Origin of the sequence: Shewanella sp. N2AIL (assembly GCF_022690845.1) — a bacterium.
GTDB classification, from domain to species: Bacteria; Pseudomonadota; Gammaproteobacteria; order Enterobacterales; family Shewanellaceae; genus Shewanella; species Shewanella baltica.
Genome location: NZ_JALBYT010000034.1, coordinates 13,342 through 32,927 on the forward strand (window position 1 = coordinate 13,342; position 19,586 = coordinate 32,927).

The 19,586-nt window shown below is 44.3% G+C and carries 15 protein-coding genes and 1 tRNA gene; 6 read left to right on the top strand and 10 right to left on the bottom strand.

The genetic code is table 11. The annotated features are described in order from the left end of the window. Positions 1-318 precede the first annotated feature (318 nt). Positions 319-528 (top strand): hypothetical protein, encoded by a 210-nt coding sequence (locus MO387_RS17190; RefSeq protein ID WP_107947334.1) that lies wholly within the window; start codon positions 319-321, stop codon positions 526-528. Between the two features lie 545 nt (positions 529-1,073). On the opposite strand, the gene MO387_RS17195 is transcribed toward MO387_RS17190, so the two are convergent. Both MO387_RS17195 and MO387_RS17200 read right to left on the bottom strand, forming a co-directional pair. Next, positions 1,074-1,532: a hypothetical protein gene (locus tag MO387_RS17195; RefSeq protein WP_107947332.1), complete on the bottom strand. Its 459-nt coding sequence runs from the start codon at positions 1,530-1,532 to the stop codon at positions 1,074-1,076. A 41-nt stretch (positions 1,533-1,573) separates the two neighbouring features. Then, the gene (locus tag MO387_RS17200; RefSeq protein WP_226059046.1) at positions 1,574-2,815 is read right to left on the bottom strand and encodes a site-specific integrase; all 1,242 of its coding nucleotides are present in this window, start codon (positions 2,813-2,815) and stop codon (positions 1,574-1,576) included. Between the two features lie 350 nt (positions 2,816-3,165). Between MO387_RS17200 and MO387_RS17205 the strand changes: the two genes are divergently transcribed. Together MO387_RS17205 and MO387_RS21345 are read left to right on the top strand one after the other, a co-directional pair. After that, positions 3,166-3,354, top strand: coding sequence for an excisionase family protein (locus MO387_RS17205; protein WP_242326431.1), 189 nt, complete (start codon positions 3,166-3,168; stop codon positions 3,352-3,354). A gap of 5 nt (positions 3,355-3,359) precedes the next feature. Then, entirely contained in the window at positions 3,360-4,634 is a 1,275-nt protein-coding gene (locus tag MO387_RS21345) for a site-specific integrase (protein WP_226059047.1), read from the top strand. 411 nt (positions 4,635-5,045) lie between these two features. On the opposite strand, the gene MO387_RS17215 is transcribed toward MO387_RS21345, so the two are convergent. From MO387_RS17215 to MO387_RS17225, 3 genes are all read right to left on the bottom strand, one after another. Then, positions 5,046-5,133 (bottom strand) — tRNA-Ser (locus MO387_RS17215). 213 nt (positions 5,134-5,346) lie between these two features. Next, a complete protein-coding gene (locus MO387_RS17220) occupies positions 5,347-7,341 on the bottom strand; it encodes a methyl-accepting chemotaxis protein (protein ID WP_107947269.1) in 1,995 nt (664 codons plus the stop codon). A gap of 281 nt (positions 7,342-7,622) precedes the next feature. After that, positions 7,623-8,255, bottom strand: a complete 633-nt coding sequence (locus tag MO387_RS17225) for a YchE family NAAT transporter (protein ID WP_006081420.1) — start codon at positions 8,253-8,255, stop codon at positions 7,623-7,625. Between the two features lie 318 nt (positions 8,256-8,573). Here MO387_RS17225 and adhE point away from each other — a divergent pair, with 318 nt between their 5' ends. Then, complete coding sequence (adhE, locus tag MO387_RS17230; RefSeq protein WP_107947267.1) at positions 8,574-11,177, top strand: bifunctional acetaldehyde-CoA/alcohol dehydrogenase; 2,604 nt, start codon at positions 8,574-8,576, stop codon at positions 11,175-11,177. Between the two features lie 230 nt (positions 11,178-11,407). Here adhE and MO387_RS17235 read toward each other — a convergent pair whose 3' ends face one another. The 4 genes from MO387_RS17235 to MO387_RS17250 form a co-directional block, all read right to left on the bottom strand. Next, entirely contained in the window at positions 11,408-12,343 is a 936-nt protein-coding gene (locus MO387_RS17235) for a M14 family metallocarboxypeptidase (RefSeq protein WP_107947265.1), read from the bottom strand. A 70-nt stretch (positions 12,344-12,413) separates the two neighbouring features. Continuing rightward, the gene (locus MO387_RS17240; protein ID WP_107947262.1) at positions 12,414-12,872 is read right to left on the bottom strand and encodes a GNAT family N-acetyltransferase; all 459 of its coding nucleotides are present in this window, start codon (positions 12,870-12,872) and stop codon (positions 12,414-12,416) included. A 257-nt stretch (positions 12,873-13,129) separates the two neighbouring features. Continuing rightward, positions 13,130-15,181: a S9 family peptidase gene (locus MO387_RS17245; protein ID WP_107947260.1), complete on the bottom strand. Its 2,052-nt coding sequence runs from the start codon at positions 15,179-15,181 to the stop codon at positions 13,130-13,132. A 323-nt stretch (positions 15,182-15,504) separates the two neighbouring features. Beyond that, entirely contained in the window at positions 15,505-17,049 is a 1,545-nt protein-coding gene (locus tag MO387_RS17250; RefSeq protein ID WP_107950202.1) for a fumarate hydratase, read from the bottom strand. A 119-nt stretch (positions 17,050-17,168) separates the two neighbouring features. On the opposite strand from MO387_RS17250, the gene pabB reads away from it, so the two are divergent. Together pabB and MO387_RS17260 are read left to right on the top strand one after the other, a co-directional pair. Beyond that, on the top strand, positions 17,169-18,581 hold the full coding sequence (gene pabB, locus MO387_RS17255; protein WP_107947255.1) for an aminodeoxychorismate synthase component I: 1,413 nt from the start codon (positions 17,169-17,171) through the stop codon (positions 18,579-18,581). 31 nt (positions 18,582-18,612) lie between these two features. Next, on the top strand, positions 18,613-19,200 hold the full coding sequence (locus MO387_RS17260) for a CoA pyrophosphatase (RefSeq protein ID WP_006081413.1): 588 nt from the start codon (positions 18,613-18,615) through the stop codon (positions 19,198-19,200). Between the two features lie 44 nt (positions 19,201-19,244). Here MO387_RS17260 and MO387_RS17265 read toward each other — a convergent pair whose 3' ends face one another. Next, on the bottom strand, positions 19,245-19,580 hold the full coding sequence (locus MO387_RS17265; protein ID WP_006081412.1) for a hypothetical protein: 336 nt from the start codon (positions 19,578-19,580) through the stop codon (positions 19,245-19,247). Positions 19,581-19,586 lie beyond the last annotated feature (6 nt).

Consider the following 19,586-nt stretch of genomic DNA (forward strand, 5'->3'; position numbering starts at 1 on the left):
TTGAGCCATTACTGCGTAATCGCCCAAATCCGCGCTTGAAAGCTTGTTATCACAAGCACTTTTGTCGCAGAAAATCGTACCGATTTTTGCTCGTCAAAAGCACATTCTGTTAACGCCAACCTGCAAGCTCAGCATTAAAATGTCGTCACTAATGTGAGTGTGAAGTCCGAGACAAGATAAAAAAATGAAAGAAAAACAACAAAACTCACTCAACATTTTTATTGTCCACCATTGCGAAAAATATGCTTGAAAAAGTGCTTTTTTTCATTAATGTCAATTTAGGAGCTTTACTCTTAATCACATTAAAGGAATAACTGCATGACTGACAATAATCACAACGGCCCGATCGTAAACATTGATGGCACACCTATGATAAGTAACACAGGAGTCGATGTGCATGGCAACCCATTTGGCATTACTGAATCCGACACATCGGCGTGTAATAGCAGCACAAGCGATGATGCTTGGTCATTGCCTAACGACACATTTAGCTGCGATTTCGACAGTGGATTTGGGGATGGTTTCTAATTATGCGCCGTCATCTAAACGACAAAACACTTGCCAAATGGATACCTTTAGTCCTTTTGAGCATTATCACTATCATGTGCTTTTGCTGGTTTATCTATACTGAGGATATGAATTGCCTTTTACCTCCGTTAATACTGCAGATTAAGTACGCCTTCGGTGTTTTAGCCTATGATAGACGTTATGCAAATACACCCGAGCCCGAGGATCCATGGGTGCGTTTTAAGTACATGATGTTCCGGTTTTGCTAAACCTCAACGTAACTAACCAGACAAATTAGTGAATGACGCCTATAGGGCGGTTAAGGAAAAATGATGGAATTTTTACTACCAATTGCGCTAATGATTATTGGCAGCATAGTGCTTGTGAAAAGATGTAAGCCAAAGAAATAGATAAGAAAAAACTCTGAAATCCGTGACCATAGTAAGGAATCTGCCTAAATGTTAAAGCAGTTTCCTTATTTAAATCGCATCGAAATCAATCTGGCTCAACCACCACTTCGAGCCAACAACTTTCGCCAGTTAGCTTGACTATTAAGTAAGGCGTCATCATCTGAGAAAGTTATTAAATAACTCAATCTCAACAGCACTCCAGTCTGGAAAGCGTATTGAACCAAACTGCCACAAATCCCCCTTAAAAAACTCTTGGCCCTTTCCTTCAACGTGGTCGTCGATAAGAATATCTCCCTTCAGCAATCCTTTGTTCGGAATGATGATAAGACGACTGACATATTCCATGCCTAAGTGTTGCTCTACCCAAATACGCTTCTCCATATAACACAATGGATTTTGCAAACTTGGCGCTGTGGCTATGTAAGGTTCAATTTCTGGATGTTCGAGCATCTTTTTCATCACAGCAATGCCACCTACTTTAGGGGCTAAGCAGCTGAAAAATCCCAATTCAGCTTGAGGGTATGCCTGCTCAGGTTTCTGGAGTTTTTTAAAGGTTACAGCTTCTGTATAATTTACAAGCACATCGTCCATATCAACATATACGATTTTTGGCATATATTAACCTTAATTAATTTCAATCATTTAAATCATTTAAATCAAAACGTGAAGGCTTTTTCAGCCATTTCTCTCATGCAGTATTTTTGCGTTGGTAGCCACTTACCATAGTGTTTCTCGATCATCTTTATGCTGGTATGCCCCATTTGCCGAGCAACCCATGATAAAGGTAGTCCTGCCGAAATTAAGTGCGATGCAAAGGTATGCCGCGTTTGACTTGGCCCTCTAAAACGAATCCCAGCTTTCTTCAAGTGGTAACAATAAAATCTTTGTCTCAAGTGGGCATCTGAAGTGTATGCTTTTCTAGTATTACTATTACAAAATACAAAGTGAACACGCTGCCTCTCTATAGACTTATTGTCCTCTCGAAGCACATTAATCGTTTCTAGTGCAGAATAATTATAATTATCACGCTGATCAATGAGTATTGTTTTTGCCTGCGGGAGTAACTCTATATGCCTGTTACTAGATAGGTTTTTTGGCTTTTTGTAAATGCCTTCAACGACTGCACGCGAGATATGAATTGTATCGTTCTCTAAGTCAACATCTTCCCATGCCAACGCCATCAACTCACTGACCCTTAGACCGAGAAAGCAATTACAAATGATCATATTGACTTCAGATTGTCTATCTGTGGCCACTGATGCTATTTGGGTTATCTCTTCGGCTAAGAATGGATCTGGTACTTGCGTTAACACTTTGAGATTTGTAACGTTAGTCGATTTTAACCTATCCAGCGGATTAACCGATATTGCCTCATCCAACAGCGCAAAGGTAAATATCTGATTTAAAATGCTTAAAATCTCCTTAATCGTTTTGTTACTCAAATACGCTAGTTTAGTATTCATCCATGATTCAATATCTAACGGCTTAATTTTATCAACTGCATCATTTGCAAAGCGAGGCACGATATGCGTCAGAATCTTATTCTCGTAGTTTTTAATCGTACATGGCGCTAACGTTATCCTTTTCGCGTTCAAAAAAGCGTCAATGTAATGATTGAATAATTTAGCTTCAAGTTGTTCCTCTCGAATGAAATGATAATTATCAAGTTGCTTCAAAAATTGCTCATGATTATATTTAGCTATATTTTTCAAATCACTAACGATTACTGATGCGCGTAACAATCCTTGTTCTGTGCACTCAATATCATCCAATGCCATTCGGTATAGTTTTGAGTTAAGTTTAAACATCATTCGGACGCAGGTACTTGAGCGAATATCTAGATGTTTAATATTTTTTTTCTTACAAAACAATTTCGCTTGCTCAACTGTCATTAACATCTGGTCTATCCAAAGTATGAAATATACCTTGATATTAACTTAAATTAATGATATTAAAAGGAATCTTCACTGTGAAACTCAGCTTAAATTCCTTCCTAAACAAAATAATCACTCCAAGAACTGCCCTAAAAAGTAGTCAATTCAAAAATATTTTTTTTAAATATCAGTAGTGTTGCCTGGTTCGACAACAAACCTTAAGTCAAAACAAAATAACTAAAAATCAGCAACATAAAAAAAACTATGAAGCTTGGGTTACAAAAATAAAAAGCAAAGAAAGCATAATCAAAATTTTCAGAGCCAAATCACTTCGATGACAATAACCTCATACCAACAAAATGCGAGGTTAAGATATGTCTCAAAAACTAGGATGGGTCACTGCAGAAATTTTGGAACGTTACAAAGGGTTAACTTATAACGCAATTAAGAGCAAAATTCGTCGTAAGGTGCTGATTAAAGTGATTCATTACAAGAAATTCGATGGTACGAATATGTTTCACTACGAAGCAATTGACGTATTAATCAATGAACAAGGGAATTAAGCACAGTGAAACAATTTCCTTTAAATACTGTGCAACTAACACCTGCTGAAGCAAAAGGGGTGATAAATCAGCATCAAATTAAAAATATTGAAGTACATGGTAATTCGTTAAGAGCTGTGTTTAAACGACAAAACAGGACTTATAAACAAACACTGTATGTGGGTCTTACATCTCTAGAAATTGTTTCCGTGATATCTAAGTTAGATGGATGGCGGAAGTTATCGCCAGCCGAGTTGGAACTCGCGTTCGCTAATTATAAAAGAAATAATACCAAAGTCCCTTTAACTATTAATGACTTAATAGAAAACTATACAAAAAACCACTATCCCACCTTAGCTCCCGCTACAGTCAAAAGCTATAAAGGTCACTTTAAGCGTATCTCATTGGCTATTGGTGAAAAAAACATACTTGAAATTAACTCAAATGATGTCTTTAAGTTTCGTAACGAACAATTATCTACGTTGGCATGGAAAACAGTGAATGAGACGATCAGGCTGCTGGATGCACTCTTACAAAATGCCGTCGACAACGGTGATTTAGTTAAGTCGCCGATCAATTTACGAAGAATGAAAATTAAGCAGGGTCATGGCGATAGCACAATCACTGAAAAATTATTCACGATCGGGGATCTTAACAAAATTCAGAATAGCATTTCTATTAACCCAATGATTGCACTCATTATATTGTTCAATTGTTGCGCAGGGCTCAGGTTTTCAGAGCTAATGGGTTTATCTTGGGAGGATATTGATTTAGAAAAAAAAATTATTACCATCCGCAGAGCGAGAGTAGATGGAAAATATAAAACCTTAAAAGTAAGAGGCGTCGAATCTCGTCGAGTCGATATTTTAGATCCTGCGCTTTGGATGCTGAATGAAATGAAGAAAAGGTTCTATGAACTATCACCTCAACAAACAATCAAGACTCTTGGTGCGGATTATAAACAAATCAAACAAGAAAATGTCCGATTCGTTTTGCTATGCATGGATACACAAACAAGCTATCAAAACGAACAGAAATTTAGAAAGGATTTTTATCATTTTCTGAAGGTTATCAACGTCAGCAAGACAAAACCAAACCATTGCCGACACACTTTTACATCCTTAGCATGTAATGAAGGTGCTAATCAAACGTACATTTCAAAACAACTCGGCCATGCAAGCGTCTTAACAACAGAGAAACACTATCTTAAATGGAATAAATCTCCAAACAAAGTAGAACGAGATAGCGCATCCCAAAAGATAAATTCTATTTTTGAACGGTTCACAACCGCTCAAGGGTAACTATAGAGCTGCTTACATTAGATAAAATAAGCATGCCAATATCCAGCATTATTAAGGTTCTAAAAAATCACCGGAACAATGCTGGTTTCAACATTTCAACTGTTATTACCTTCACATTAGCTAAGCAACATTTCAGTTGTTTTCAGCCCATCAAATAATTCTAGAAATTGTCGAACTAACATAGATGATTTTTTACACACCTACACTTGATAACATACCAACTGCCAGTATGCCTAAGATGGGTAGATAAGTGCTGAATGAGTGAAAGAATATCACTAAGGTAAAACCGGAAAAAAATGATTGGAAGGGAGATTTTAGACTAAACAACTATATTAAAATCCACATTTGGATCCCAAATAGTTCCCAAAACAAAAACAGCGACTCGTAAGTCGCTGTTTTTGTTTAATAATTTGGCGGTGAGAGAGGGAGTCGAACCCTCGATACGTTACCGTATACACACTTTCCAGGCGTGCTCCTTCGGCCACTCGGACACCTCACCATATGTCGATTTATGTTAGCGTGGTTAATCTTTCACGTTTAACAATCGCTAGCGATTTCATATAGCCTTGCCGAGAGGCTTTCATCGTTAACGGAGCGGTACTGTACGCAAAAGCCTAAAGGGGGTCAAGTAAAAAAGACTCAGTTTCAGGCGGTTGCACAATTGCTAAACAAACCAGCGTCATTTCCTGAATCTTTTCACCGTTTTATGCCGTTAATTAACGGTAAATTTGTGTACTTCTTTTGACATTAAATTTGCGTCAAACGTTAGGGCTTTGGTCAGTTCCCTAAGCTCATCGGAGATCCTTTGGGTATTAAGGTAAATCTCACTGATCTTCAGTGCATTACGATTTACGTCTTCGGATACCGCCGATTGCTCATGGGTTGCTGTGGCAATTTGCTCGTTCATTCGATCAATGATATCGACTTGCTCTACAATACGTTTCAGTTCGATACCCGCTTTCTCAGCTTCATGAACGCTGTTGTTTGCCTGTGCCAAGCCCCTTTCCATGGCTTTTACTGCAATGCTCGCCCCCGTTTTTAATCTGTCGGTCATATTTTTAATATCAGAAGTAGAAGTTTGCGAGCGCTGCGCTAAACTGCGGACTTCATCAGCGACAACGGCAAAACCGCGGCCCATTTCCCCTGCTCGTGCAGCTTCAATCGCAGCATTAAGCGCCAGTAGATTGGTTTGCTCAGCAATACTGCTGATCACATCGAGCACAACGACTATACCGTGGATCTCTTTATCCAATTCATTTATCGCTTGAGATGCACCACTAATATCATCTGCCAAAGCCTTAATTGATATACCTGTACGGCCAACTTCAATGTTACCTGACTTTGCCTCACGATTAGCAGCCGAGGACGCTTCGGATGCCTGTACGGCATTGCTGGCAATTTCGGTCACTGTCGCGCTCATTTCTGTCATAGCTGAGGCTACTTGCTCTGCCTCGCTGTGACCCGCCATCACATCTTGCTCCATGGCGTGGGTACAAAGGTCCATTTGGGCTACCGCTTGCTGTAGTTTCGCGCCGCTAGCACGCACATGTAGGATAACCTTTTCAAAATCACTCATCATGTCGTTAAAGGCGATGGCAAGTTCACCAAACTCATCCGAGCTTGTTTGAGTCAAACGCACACTCAAATCATAATGTTTACGGGCTTGTGTAATAGTCGAATACAAATGATGCACACTGTCGTGCAAGTAGCGGATCACAGATAAACTCAGTATCAAGACTATCGCTAATACTGAGATTAAGGTCGCAAGCACTAAGAACATTTTCTCATTTGCTGAGGATAATCTCTCATGGGTGATCTTGAGTAAATCAGCTGAAACCTGTTGCTCATACTCACGTAATAACTCAATCCGCGCGGTTGATTTACTAAACCAATCTTCTGGGCTTTGTTGTTGAATTTTTTGATTATCTTGCTCAAACGCAATTTGACGTAACAGTTCAACGTCATGCATTGCAGCTGAACTCTGTAAACGGTTAAATGCAGCGGATAAATCCATTGAGGCTAAGGCTAAAAACCTTTCTTGGTAGGTATTTTGCTCCGAGACTAAAGTGATAAATTTTGCATAAACCTTAGGCTTAAATCCGGCTTGACCAAAGGTTGAGCTGAGTACTGCCCTTTCAATCCCCGCCCTCTCCTTCAATTGCAAAAAGGCACTAAAGGCTGCGGCTTTGATAGCGATTTCTTGGTTGGCGCCAGTTTTAGCGGTTTCATCGACTATCGCCAGTAATATCTTATTTAATTCTGTGTAATAGGCGACTTCGTCGGCAACGCTGATACTTAAACTGTCCACCTGTGAGCGAATTGAATTTAATCGCCCTAACTGTGAATTAAGTTCCTTAAGCTTAGGAGCAAATATCGCTGGTAGCTGATTTTGGGTGATAAATTGCTGATAGAGATTCAGCTGTGTATCCGTAAGCTGTCTTTGACTAGGGATTTTCGCGGCAAAGGCTTTTCCCGCAGAGCCAAGAAATCCAGCGCTCATTCCGCGCTCTTTTTGTAATTCGTGCACTAAATTACTGTTTGTCACAGCCAACTCACTCAATTGCACCACTAAGGTTAAATCTTGCTTATATTCATACTTTTCAATGAGGTAAAGTGAGCCGCAGAGGAAACAAGCTAATAAGGGAGGCAAAACGACCATTAATAATTTTTGTTTTAGACTGAGATTACCAATCCATTGCCATTTCATAGAAATTTCCTTTTAAACGAATTTTTAACTAAATTAGCGAACACTAGGTATAGCATAAGATTATGCATAGGACGACTAAGGTTTGTAGAAAAGTAGTCGCTAATATGCTGATAAACGGCGACTTCATGCCTTTCTTTAAAGGTGAAAAAAAGCGCTGACTTATCAAGTGCACTCAAGGTAAACCGATAAAATTCAAAAAAATTAGCGTACAAATAAAAACGCACAGGAATAATACCTGTGCGTTTATTGATAAAAGTACGATGAATCCTGCGGAGTAATACTTAGCTAAAAAGCTGCGGGAATAATCCCTTTACACCTGCCGCAATCACTTCAATACCTATAGATAGCATTAATAGCCCCATAAGACGGGTAATCACGTTAATCCCCGTCTTACCCAAAATCTTATAGATGATAGATGCCATTCTAAACAGGCCAAAACTGACTAAACCAAACACAATCACAGTGATGAACATGGCAATAATGTTCGACAATGAATTATGCTCGGCGGCAAAGACAATTACTGAACTGATAGCACCAGGTCCCGCCATCAGTGGCAAGGCCAAAGGCACCACCGCCACCGATTCCATTGCCGAGGATTCGCGGTCTTCCTCTTGGTTGCGCTTAACTTCGCCTAATTTACCTTGCAACATCGACATCGCAATAATGGCAATCAAGCTGCCACCCGCGATCCTAAAGGCTGATAACGAAATGCTGAACATATTCAGAATGTGCTGCCCCGCCACAATTGTGACTAAGAGGATCACCACAACCGCAAAGTTGGCCACTTTACCCGTGTGATTCCGCTCAGCCTCCGTTTGATGGCTGGTTAAGCTCACAAACACAGGCAACAAGCCAACCGGATTGATGATAGCAACGAGGCCAAGAAAAAATTTAACGTAAAGAGTTAACTCCAAGGGACTATCCTTATATGCGTGTCACGCCGTCTTCATCAAAATATGCTTGAGGGCAAGTATAGTATCTCAAGCGCTATTGACTGAAAAATGAGATTTTTGAGGTTAAATCACAACTTCGAATAATATTTAGTTATCGAAGCCGATGCATTTTCAGCGCATTTTTAAACAAACAAGTTACCCTAAGTGTAGTTTTATTACATAAAAGCCCGATATTGTCGGTAATATCACACTTTCAACGCGGTTTTAGGTGTAATTTTCTACCATAAAGAGGATTTAGTGAATGACTTGATTCACTAAATCTTTTTAGGAGTATTAATCATGACAGTGACCAATGCACAAGAACTGGATCTCATGGTCGAGCGAGTAGCGAAAGCACAAGCCGAGTATGCGACGTTCAGCCAATCGCAAGTCGATAACATTTTCCGCGCAGCGGCCCTTGCCGCTGCCGATGCGCGTATCTCGCTGGCGAAAATGGCCGCCGCAGAAACCCGCATGGGTGTCGTTGAAGACAAAGTGATCAAAAACCACTTTGCCTCTGAGTACATTTACAATAAATACAAAGATGAAAAAACCTGTGGGATTTTATCTGAAGATGTCACCTTCGGTACTATTACCATTGCTGAACCCGTGGGCATCATCTGTGGCATAGTGCCCACCACTAACCCCACATCGACAGCGATATTTAAGGCTTTAATCAGCCTTAAAACCCGTAACGCGATCATCTTCTCGCCCCATCCTAGGGCCAAAATATCTACCACAACGGCAGCAAAATTAGTGCTTGATGCAGCCATTGCTGCGGGTGCACCTAAAGACATTATTGGCTGGATTGATGAACCCAGCGTCGCACTGTCAAATCAATTGATGACACACCCAAGGATCAATTTAATTCTCGCAACCGGTGGCCCAGGCATGGTAAAAGCCGCCTACTCTTCCGGTAAACCGGCGATTGGCGTCGGTGCGGGTAACACGCCGATTGTCATCGATGAAACCGCCGACATCAAACGTGCGGTCAGCTCGATTCTCATGTCGAAAACCTTCGATAACGGCGTCGTTTGTGCGTCAGAACAAGCGGTAATTGTGGTTGATAGTATTTACGAGCAAGTCAAAGAGCGTTTCGCGACTCACGGCGGCTATATGCTATCGAAGGATGAAACCGCGGCGATGCAGCAGGTCATTTTAAAAAATGGTGGCTTAAATGCCGATATCGTTGGCCAAAGCGCCGCCAGTATCGCGCAAATGGCCGGCTTTGAAGTGCCGCACTGGACAAAAGTGTTGATTGGTGAAGTCACCGACATTTGCGACAGTGAGGCCTTCGCCCATGAAAAACTATCACCACTGCTTGGCATGTACCGCGCCATCGACTTTAACGATGCCATGGATAAAGCTGAAGCTTTAGTCGCACTTGGCGGCATTGGCCACACTTCAGGGCTTTATACCGACCAAGATACCCAAACCGAACGTGTACATGCCTTTGGTTTTAGAATGAAAACGGCGCGTATCTTGATCAACACCCCTGCCTCACAGGGCGGCATTGGCGATCTGTACAACTTCAAACTAGCACCGTCACTCACTTTGGGTTGTGGTTCTTGGGGTGGCAACTCGATTTCAGAAAACGTTGGCCCGAGCCATCTGATCAACAAAAAAACCGTCGCTAAGAGGGCCGAAAACATGTTGTGGCACAAGCTTCCTGCATCTATCTATTTCCGCCGCGGCAGTTTACCCATCGCACTCGAAGAACTGAGCGATAAAAAACGCGCGCTGATCATCACCGACAGATTTTTATTTAACCACGGTTATTGCGACGAAACCATGCGGATTTTAAAGGCCCAAGGCCTTGAAACCGAAATCTTTTACGATGTTGAAGCCGATCCCACTTTAGCCATAGTGCGTCAAGGCGCTAAGGTGGCTCAAAGCTTTAAACCCGATGTGATTATTGCGCTCGGCGGCGGCTCACCAATGGATGCGGCGAAGATTATTTGGGTGATGTACGAGCACCCCGATGTCGATTTTGCTGATTTGGCACTGCGCTTTATGGACATTCGTAAACGTATCTACAAATTCCCTAAAATGGGCAGTAAAGCCATGATGGTGGCGATTCCAACCACCTCAGGCACAGGCTCAGAAGTCACACCTTTTGCCGTTGTGACAGACGAAATTACCGGTAAAAAATATCCGATTGCCGATTATCAACTCACGCCCAACATGGCGATTGTTGATCCTAACCTAGTAATGGACATGCCTAAATCTCTGACCGCCTTTGGTGGCATAGATGCGGTAACCCATGCTCTTGAAGCCTATGTCAGCGTGATGGCAAACGAATATAGCGACGGCCAAGCACTGCAAGCCCTCGATTTACTGTGCAAATATTTACCCGATGCCTACAACTTGGGCTCACAGTCACCTGTCGCCCGTGAAAAAGTCCATAATGGCGCCACTATTGCTGGTATCGCCTTTGCTAACGCTTTCCTTGGGATTTGCCACTCAATGGCGCACAAACTGGGCGCAGAGTTCCATCTTGCCCACGGTTTAGCCAATGCGCTATTGATCAATAACGTAATACGCTTTAACGCAACGGATCTGCCCACTAAGCAAGCGGCCTTTAGCCAATACGACAGGCCAAAAGCCCTGTGCCGTTATGCTGCCATCGCAGATCACTTGAAACTAGGCGGAAAGACGGATGAAGAAAAAGTCGAAAAATTGCTTGAGAAAATCACACACCTCAAGAAGACGATTGGCATTCCTGCTTCTATCCAAGAAGCTGGCGTCAACGAAGCCGACTTCCTCGCCAAGTTAGATGAATTAGCCGAAGATGCCTTCGATGATCAATGTACCGGTGCCAACCCACGTTACCCCTTGATTAACGAGCTGAAACAACTGTTCCTCGATAGCTATTATGGCCGTGACTATAGCGACAACAACTAAGCCATAGCCTAACAATGCTAAGCGCGTGCTAATTAAGCGCCGCGCAACATAAATGAAAAAGCCCTCGAATGAGGGCTTTTTACTGCGTGATGTTCCGTGAACGACCTAATTAAGGAATGCATAAGGCGATACGTTAATGAAATGAACGAAATATCACTTCTCTTGCCGCTAACTCAACTGATCACCACTGAGCTGAACATCACTAGACTGGTCATCACAACAAACAGCGACTAACGCTGCGCCAGTACATAATCGATGGCGCTGGTGATGGCCGCAACCTGCGCCAGATTACATTCGGCAGGTGTGGCTGTTGGGCTATCTGGGTACACTTCTGTCGTTGTGTTATAGATACAACCCGTGACACTGCTGCAAAGCCCTAATGACTTAAGCGGGTAGTTAATCACTCCGTGCTGCACCACAGTCGAGCCTATGATCTCGCCTTTCTCGTCGGCAGGAGCAATGTGCGTCACTTTGCTCACGCCATCGATAATGGCTTTTTGGAAAGCATCCATTGAATGTTCGGTATCGCCCACAGCATAAAAGCCATCTGGGATAGTGCCTTTGTCATATTCAATGCCATCGCGGGCGCAAAGCGCTGGGCGAAACTCTAACTCATCTGAATCTGTGGTTTCATGTAAATCCACATGCACATCAAAACCTTGCGCAACTGAAGCAACTAAAGCCATCAAGGCCGCCGATTCTTCTGCAGGGCTGTTGGCATAGAATGAACGATTTGGATCGATAGCCTTTGGATTCCAGCGATTAATAGTCTCGTAACCCCAAGGACTCACGCACACGGCAACTACTAAGTTCACCTGTTGCACGTAATTCGCCGCTTCATTCGTTAAAAAGGCCAATGCGCCATGCACACCGCTGGTCTCGTAACCATGCACGCCGCCAGTCACCAGCACGGTTGGCTTTTGTGGATCAAACTGTTGGCTTTTTACCGCAAATAATGGATAACGATCGGCATTAATCGATAAGGCGCCATATTGCACAATGCCAAGCCCAAGCAAAGATAGCTTTGCTTCCATTGCCTTGAGTGGCGTCACAACATCATCATGATACGAACGCTTGATTTGGGTGCTCGCCAGCCATGCGGCTTTTTCAGACTCGCCCCATTTTTCACCCGCGGTGCCGATGGGATAAAAGGTTAAATTTGCCATAATTCCTCTATTTTTAGTTCTATTAGCTCAATTGAGAGTACTAGTGTTTGGATGAATGAGTGCTGCCAGCCTAAAGCGTCAACTGCATGGGAATATCGCGGATCCCGCCGCGCTCTCGCTCTGCTCCTAATGGCTCAAAGCCAAAACCTAAGTACACAGCTTGTGCATTCAATGCCGAGTTCACGGTAAATACGCCCGGATTGCCTTGGGCTAAACATTGAGCTTTGGCATGTTCCCATAACATTCGCGCTACGCCTTGTCCCTGCGCATGGGAGGCAACAAAAAGATGATATAAGTGACTATTCGCCTTCATCCCCACTACACCTGCAAGTTGGCCCGAGTCCGTTATGGCGACATGATACTGATAACCCATAGCAAAGTAGCTACCAATCGCTTCAATCGACATGGCATTCACTAAGATTGCAGCGCCCTCTGCAGTGCATGTTGGAGCGATAAAGTCTTGGGTTAACTGAGTGAGCAATTCGCTTATTTCAGGGATATCAGCTAAGGTTGCGGCTCGAATATTCATCTTAACTCCTTGATTAAAAATAAATCCATTACATGACGCAATAAAAAGCCAGAACAGAGTCCTGGCTTTTTAAGACGCTTGAACAAAAGACGCTTCGCGTAAAACACTTTAATAGTTAATCACATCAAACAACTCGCCGATGATAACCCTATCAGGGCGAGCCTTACGCCTTTTATTACACTGCCATTCACTGTTTGTTATTAAACAGTCTGTCATTCAACAGTCTGTCATTCAACAGTCTGTTATTGTGCTGGCAGTTACTGCTTAGTCCAGCGGTCCATCCAACGGAATACATTGGCGTACCATTGCTCTAGGTTTTCAGGTTTTAGGATCCAATGGTTTTCATCTGGGAAAATCAACAACTCAGATGGAATACCTTTACGCTGCATAAAGCTAAATGCCGCTAAACCTTGATCATAAGGGACACGGAAGTCTTTCTCGCCGTGGATCACCAACATGGGCGTTTTCCAGTTTTCAACATAATTCACTGGGTTAAACTTCTCATATAAGGCTTTGTTATCTGAGTAAGTACCGCCAAATTCATACTCAGGGAACCATAACTCTTCGGTCACATGGTACATAGAACGCATATCGAACAGACCTGCGTGATCAACAAGACACTTGAAACCATCGTTCCAGTTGCCTTGGATCCAGTTCATCATGTAGCCGCCGTAAGAACCACCGAGCGCACAGGCGTTTTGCGGATCGAGCCATTTTTGTTGTTGGCTCACCGCCGCTAGGCCTTTTTGCAAATCTTCTAATGGCTTACCGCCCCAATCTTGGCTGATAGAATCCGTAAAGGCTTGGCCGTAACCAGTAGAGCCGTGGAAATCCACCATGACAACGCCATAGCCTGCACCCGCCCATAACTGCGCGTTCCATCGACCGCTGAAGGCATTACCAAATGAACCCTGCGGTCCGCCATGTACTAAGTAGGCAATCGGGTATTTTTTACCTTCTTGGAAGTTAGCCGGTTTGATCCAGTAACCGTAGACGTCTTCGTTATTCCAACCCTTGAAGCTGAACTGTTCAAACTTACCGAACTTGATCTCGGCTAACTTGTCTTTATTCACTTCAGTCAGACGCTTAAGCCCTTGGCCATCTGTAGTGATACTGTAGAGATCGCCTGGCTCAACTAAGGTTTTGCTGTCGAAAATCAGTTCATCGTTAGTGACCGCAATTAAGCTGTTTGTGCCATCGCTGTAGATAGAACGCACATCGCCAAATTGAGTATTCACTTGGAAAATAGATACTTGGCCTATGTCTTGCGCCGTGACATACAAGGTACGATTGTCAGGGGCAAACATCAGTGAGCTTGGGCTACGATCCCATAATGGTGCCACTTCTTTAGTTTGGCCAGTAGTGGTGTCGCGCAGCATGATGCCGTAACGATCCGCTTCAAAACCCGGTTTTTTCATCGCTAAATAGGCCATATAACGACCATCGCTCGAAAACGTTGGCTGTGCATCCCATGCGAGATTGTCTTTGGTCAAGTTAGTTGCGGCGCCGCCCGTGACTGGCACTTGCCACAAATCATAGTTAGTGGTCCAAGCTTGATCTTTGCTCGGCGCTTTAGCGCTATAAACGACGAACTTACCGTCTGGGGTGAAGGTCACTTCTTCCATACCCGAGAATGGTTTTGGCGGCGTTTCAGTGTCTAACCCTTGGGTGACATCAACAACTTTAGTCAGTTTTTCACCGTTGACTGCGCCAACAAATAAGTGGCTACGGGCGTGATCTTCCCAAGTGTCCCAGTGACGAACCATTAACTGCTTGTATTCGCGGCCAGTCGATTTACGCTCAGATTCAGCGGTAAATTTATCCTTTGAGCAGGCTAAATCCTTACACTCTGGGAATACACGCATGCTAAGTACAACTTGTTTACCGTCGTTTGATAGTTTGTAACCATCTATATCCAAAGGTAAATCAGAAACTTGAACCGCTTCACCGCCCGTTAATGGCAGTTGGAATAGCTGGCTTGAACCGCTACGACCGGCAAGGAAATAAATTGATTTGTCGTCAGTGGCGAAACTCACATCGTGCTCAGTGCCCGCAGCAGAGGTCAGTTGTAACGGTTTCGCTTTCGTGTCAGTCAGATCCAATAGATACAGATCAGAACTGCCCTCTCCCTTATCGTTTACCGTTTTAAGACCATAAACTAATTTAGTGCCATCGTGGGACACAGTCGCAGAATGCATCTTATTGAGTTTAATGAGTTGTTGCACAGTAAAAGGCGTTGGATCGGCCGCTTGGGCTGATAACGCCAACCCTGCGGCGCCGAGCGCCAATAGGAGAGGAGCTATTTTCATTGTTATGTCCGTCTTTTTGTTGAACAGGTTCGAGGCTTGCAAATATTCAATAATCATCATTGCTGCAAACACGAATGTTAAAAACGATCTGAGATCGTATCTTTTGAAGATAAGCTTGCCACACTATCGAAACAAAAACGCTCAGGCAAGCCAAATGGCGAACCTGAGCGTATTTTTTTGTGACAAAATGTCAGTGGCGCAATAATTTGTGTAAGGAACTGATATCAGATTACCGAAGCAACCGATATCAGAGCGCAAATTTAAACGGCTTTGCTTAAAAAGCCATCAAGTTCAATCCGCTAACGCCTTCGCTTCACTCCCACTTAGGCTTTCGCGTTGGCGATATTCACTTTCCAAATTGCTGGGCCAGTTTCATGGGCGTTCACGCCATTTGAATCCACAGCCACAGTCACTGGCATATCTTGCACGTCAAACTCGTAAATCGCTTCCATGCCTAAATCGGCAAAGGCCACAACGCGAGAATGTTTAATCGCTTTTGACACTAAATACGCTGCGCCGCCAACGGCCATCAGATATACCGCTTTGTGTTTTTTGATCGATTCAACTGTCGCTGGGCCGCGCTCAGCTTTACCTATCATGCCCATCAAGCCAGTTTTCTCTAACATTAAGTCAGTGAATTTATCCATACGGGTTGCCGTGGTTGGGCCCGCAGGACCGACAACTTCAGCACCGACGGGATCAACTGGGCCAACGTAGTAAATAAACTTACCCGTAAAGTCCACGCCTTCAGGCAGACCTTCACCACTTTCGATTAGACTTTGAATGCGCTTATGGGCAGCATCACGACCTGTGAGCATTTTACCGCTCAGCAGAATAGTTTCACCGCTCTGCCACTGCTCGATATCCGCTTGAGTCACAGTATCTAAGTTAACACGTCGCACATCATCACCCACTTCACGGGTGATTTCTGGCCAATCTGACAATGATGGTGGCGTCAATTCAGCAGGACCTGAGCCGTCTAAATGGAAATGCACGTGGCGAGTCGCTGCGCAGTTCGGGATCATCACCACAGGCTTTGATGCCGCATGGGTTGGCGCCGATTTGATTTTAACGTCTAACACTGTGGTTAAACCGCCGAGACCTTGGGCACCTATACCTAAGTTGTTCGCGCGCTCAAAAATGTCTAAACGCAGCTTTTCTTCGGTCGTTTGCGCGCCACGGGCCATCAACTCATGGATATCCACGCTTTCCATCAGCGCTTCTTTAGCTAATACGGCGGCTTTTTCTGCCGTGCCGCCAATGCCGATACCCAGCATACCCGGTGGACACCAGCCTGCGCCCATCGTCGGTAGCGTTTTTTCTACCCAAGCGGCGATATCATCAGATGGGTTTAACATCACCATCTTAGCTTTGTTTTCACTGCCACCGCCTTTAGCCGCAATCGCCACTTCGATATGGTTGCCTGGCACCATGTCGATGTGCACCACAGATGGGGTGTTATCTTTGGTATTTTTACGGCTGCCCGCAGGATCTGACACGATGGATGCACGCAGTGGGTTATCAGGATTGGTATAGGCACGACGAACACCTTCGTCGACCATTTCCTGAATTGTCATATCGGTTTTGTCCCATTGGACACCCATACCCACTTTAACGAAGGTGGTCACAATCCCAGTGTCTTGACACAGAGGACGTTTGCCTTCGGCCGACATACGCGAGTTAATTAAGATCTGGGCAATGGCATCCTTCGCCGCAGCACTTTGTTCACGCTCATAAGCTTGGCTCATGGCATCAACAAAATCCTTCGGGTGGTAATAAGAGATGTATTGCAAAGCATCCGCCACACTTTCAATAAAGTCGGCTTGCTTAATCACAGAATTGACAGACATTTCATGGTTAGATGACATAGTAGGAGCGCTCCAGCAGCCTTTGCGGCCTAACTTATTTTTGTTTAATTCTTTCTGGGCCAATATGATACTCTTTCCCATCTTTTTGGGCTACATCACATTTTGAATAGGGTTAATCGATGGCAATTAGGGCGTCAAAACAGCTTGCATCACGCCAACTTGACTGGACATTAAGCACCGCAGCACTCTTCGAACACTTTGCCAATGACCCATGGGCAATCCTGTTAGATTCGGCGAACGCGTCGCATCAGGACGCCAGATTCGACATCATTTGCGCCAATCCCATCGCAACATTAGTGACTCAGGGCGAGCGTAGCGATATAAAGCTCATCGATACGAGCTTGAGCTTACCCGAGGCGATGGACCCAAACCGTGATCCCTTCGACCTGCTCAACACTTTATTAAATCATTGGTATTCAAAATCTTTTGATTGCGATCTGCCCTTCAGTGGCGGCGCCATGGGCAGCTTTAGTTACGACTTAGGCCGTCGCATCGAATCCCTGCCAACAAGCGCCCAGCAAGATATTCAACTGCCGGAGATGAACATCGGCTTTTACGACTGGGCGTTAGTTTATGATTACCAAGCCCAGTGTTGGCATTTATTGCATTATTTAGGTGAAGCAGCACTCGACATTGAATTGAATAAAATTCAAGCGAAAATGGCGCACAAGCCAAACTCAGATGCATTCATGCTCACAGGCCCATGGACAGCACAAATCGATAAAGCCCAATACACGGCCAAATTTGAGGCAGTACAAGCCTATTTGCACAGCGGCGATTGCTATCAAATAAATTTAACCCAAAGATTTGAAGCTGGCTATCATGGCGACGAATGGTCGGCTTACTGCCAACTGCGCAATGCCAATAAAGCCCCCTTCTCGGCCTTTATGCGGTTACCGCAAAACGCGATTTTATCGATTTCACCTGAGCGCTTTATTCAACTTCGCGGTGATAATATTCAGACTAAACCCATCAAAGGCACGCTGCCGCGTCACGCAGATCCCGCGCTCGACGCCAAAGCCGCGAGAACCCTTGCCAGCTCGCCAAAGGATCGCGCCGAAAACGTCATGATTGTCGATTTGCTGCGTAATGATATCGGCAAAGTGGCAGCTGCTGGTTCGGTACGTGTACCGCATCTATTTGAGATTGAAAGCTTTCCTGCTGTGCATCACCTTGTCAGTACAGTCACGGCTAAGCTTGATGCTAAGTACAGCGCCAGCGATTTGCTGCGCGCGGCGTTCCCCGGCGGCTCAATTACCGGCGCACCAAAAATTCGCGCCATGGAAATTATTGAAGAGCTCGAACCTTCACGGCGCAGTCTGTACTGTGGTTCTATGGGCTATATCAGCCAAGATGGCCAAATGGATACCAGTATCACCATTCGCACTATTGTGGCTGAGCAGGGGAAACTCTATTGCTGGGCGGGCGGCGGCATAGTGGCGGATTCTGAAGTGAATGCTGAATACCAAGAAACCTTCGATAAGATCAGCCGGATTTTGCCTTTGCTTGGCGCAGAGCCGCAAAAGCCGTAAGCTTTCATACTAAACAGTAACGAGAACGTCGATGGATCAAGCGGAATTTAGACTCAGATTTAATCTGCACCCTTTAGCGCTGCAAGATCCGGCGGCCTTCCCACACCTTGGACTGCGCAAAGCCGCGGTGTTGATCCCGCTGCAGGATATCAACGGTGAACTGAATCTAATTTTGACTCAAAGACCGATGCACCTTCGCGCCCATCCAGGACAGATCAGTTTCCCCGGCGGTAAAATTGAGCCCTACGATGTCGATGCAATTGCGGCTGCGTTAAGGGAAGCTGAAGAAGAAATTGGATTATCGCGGTATAACGTCGATGTGGTGGGCACATTTCCGGCCCACAATACCTTTACCGGATTTGAAATCACGCCCGTGGTCGGCATTATCAAGCAGGCCTTTGATTGGAAACTCGATCCCGGTGAGGTAGCCGATTGCTTTACTGTGCCATTAAGCTTTTTTATTGAGCCGAGCAATCGCCACCAAAAACGCTTTTTACGCCAAGGGCGCTACTACAGCGTGCATTTTATTCCCTATCAACAACGCTTTATCTGGGGCGCGACCGCCGCCATTATCGACCATCTGTGCCGCCAGTTAAGCATTCCTGCCGATATTCTCTGACTTAATTTACCATCGCTAAACCGTTAAAAAGCCAACTGGCTAATTTAAACCACCAAGTGAATATACAAACCGGCGACAATCGAGGTTAACAGCAACATGGGAATGTTAAACCAATATCCCATACGGCTATGGTGGGCGACATAATAGTTAAACGCTAAACTGACCAAACTAATGCCGCCACAGGTCCAAATCAAATACTGTAATAACTGGGTTTCGTGTGGATCCCAATGGACTCTAAATGTCGCGCCACGGCTTAAATAATCGCCGACTTCGCGGTCAGGCCTCGCATCACCGAACACTAATAACGCATAGACGGCCAACGCCCAGCCTAAAATGGATAATGTCGCGAGGATAATTTGAAATATTCTAACTTTACTCATACTGCC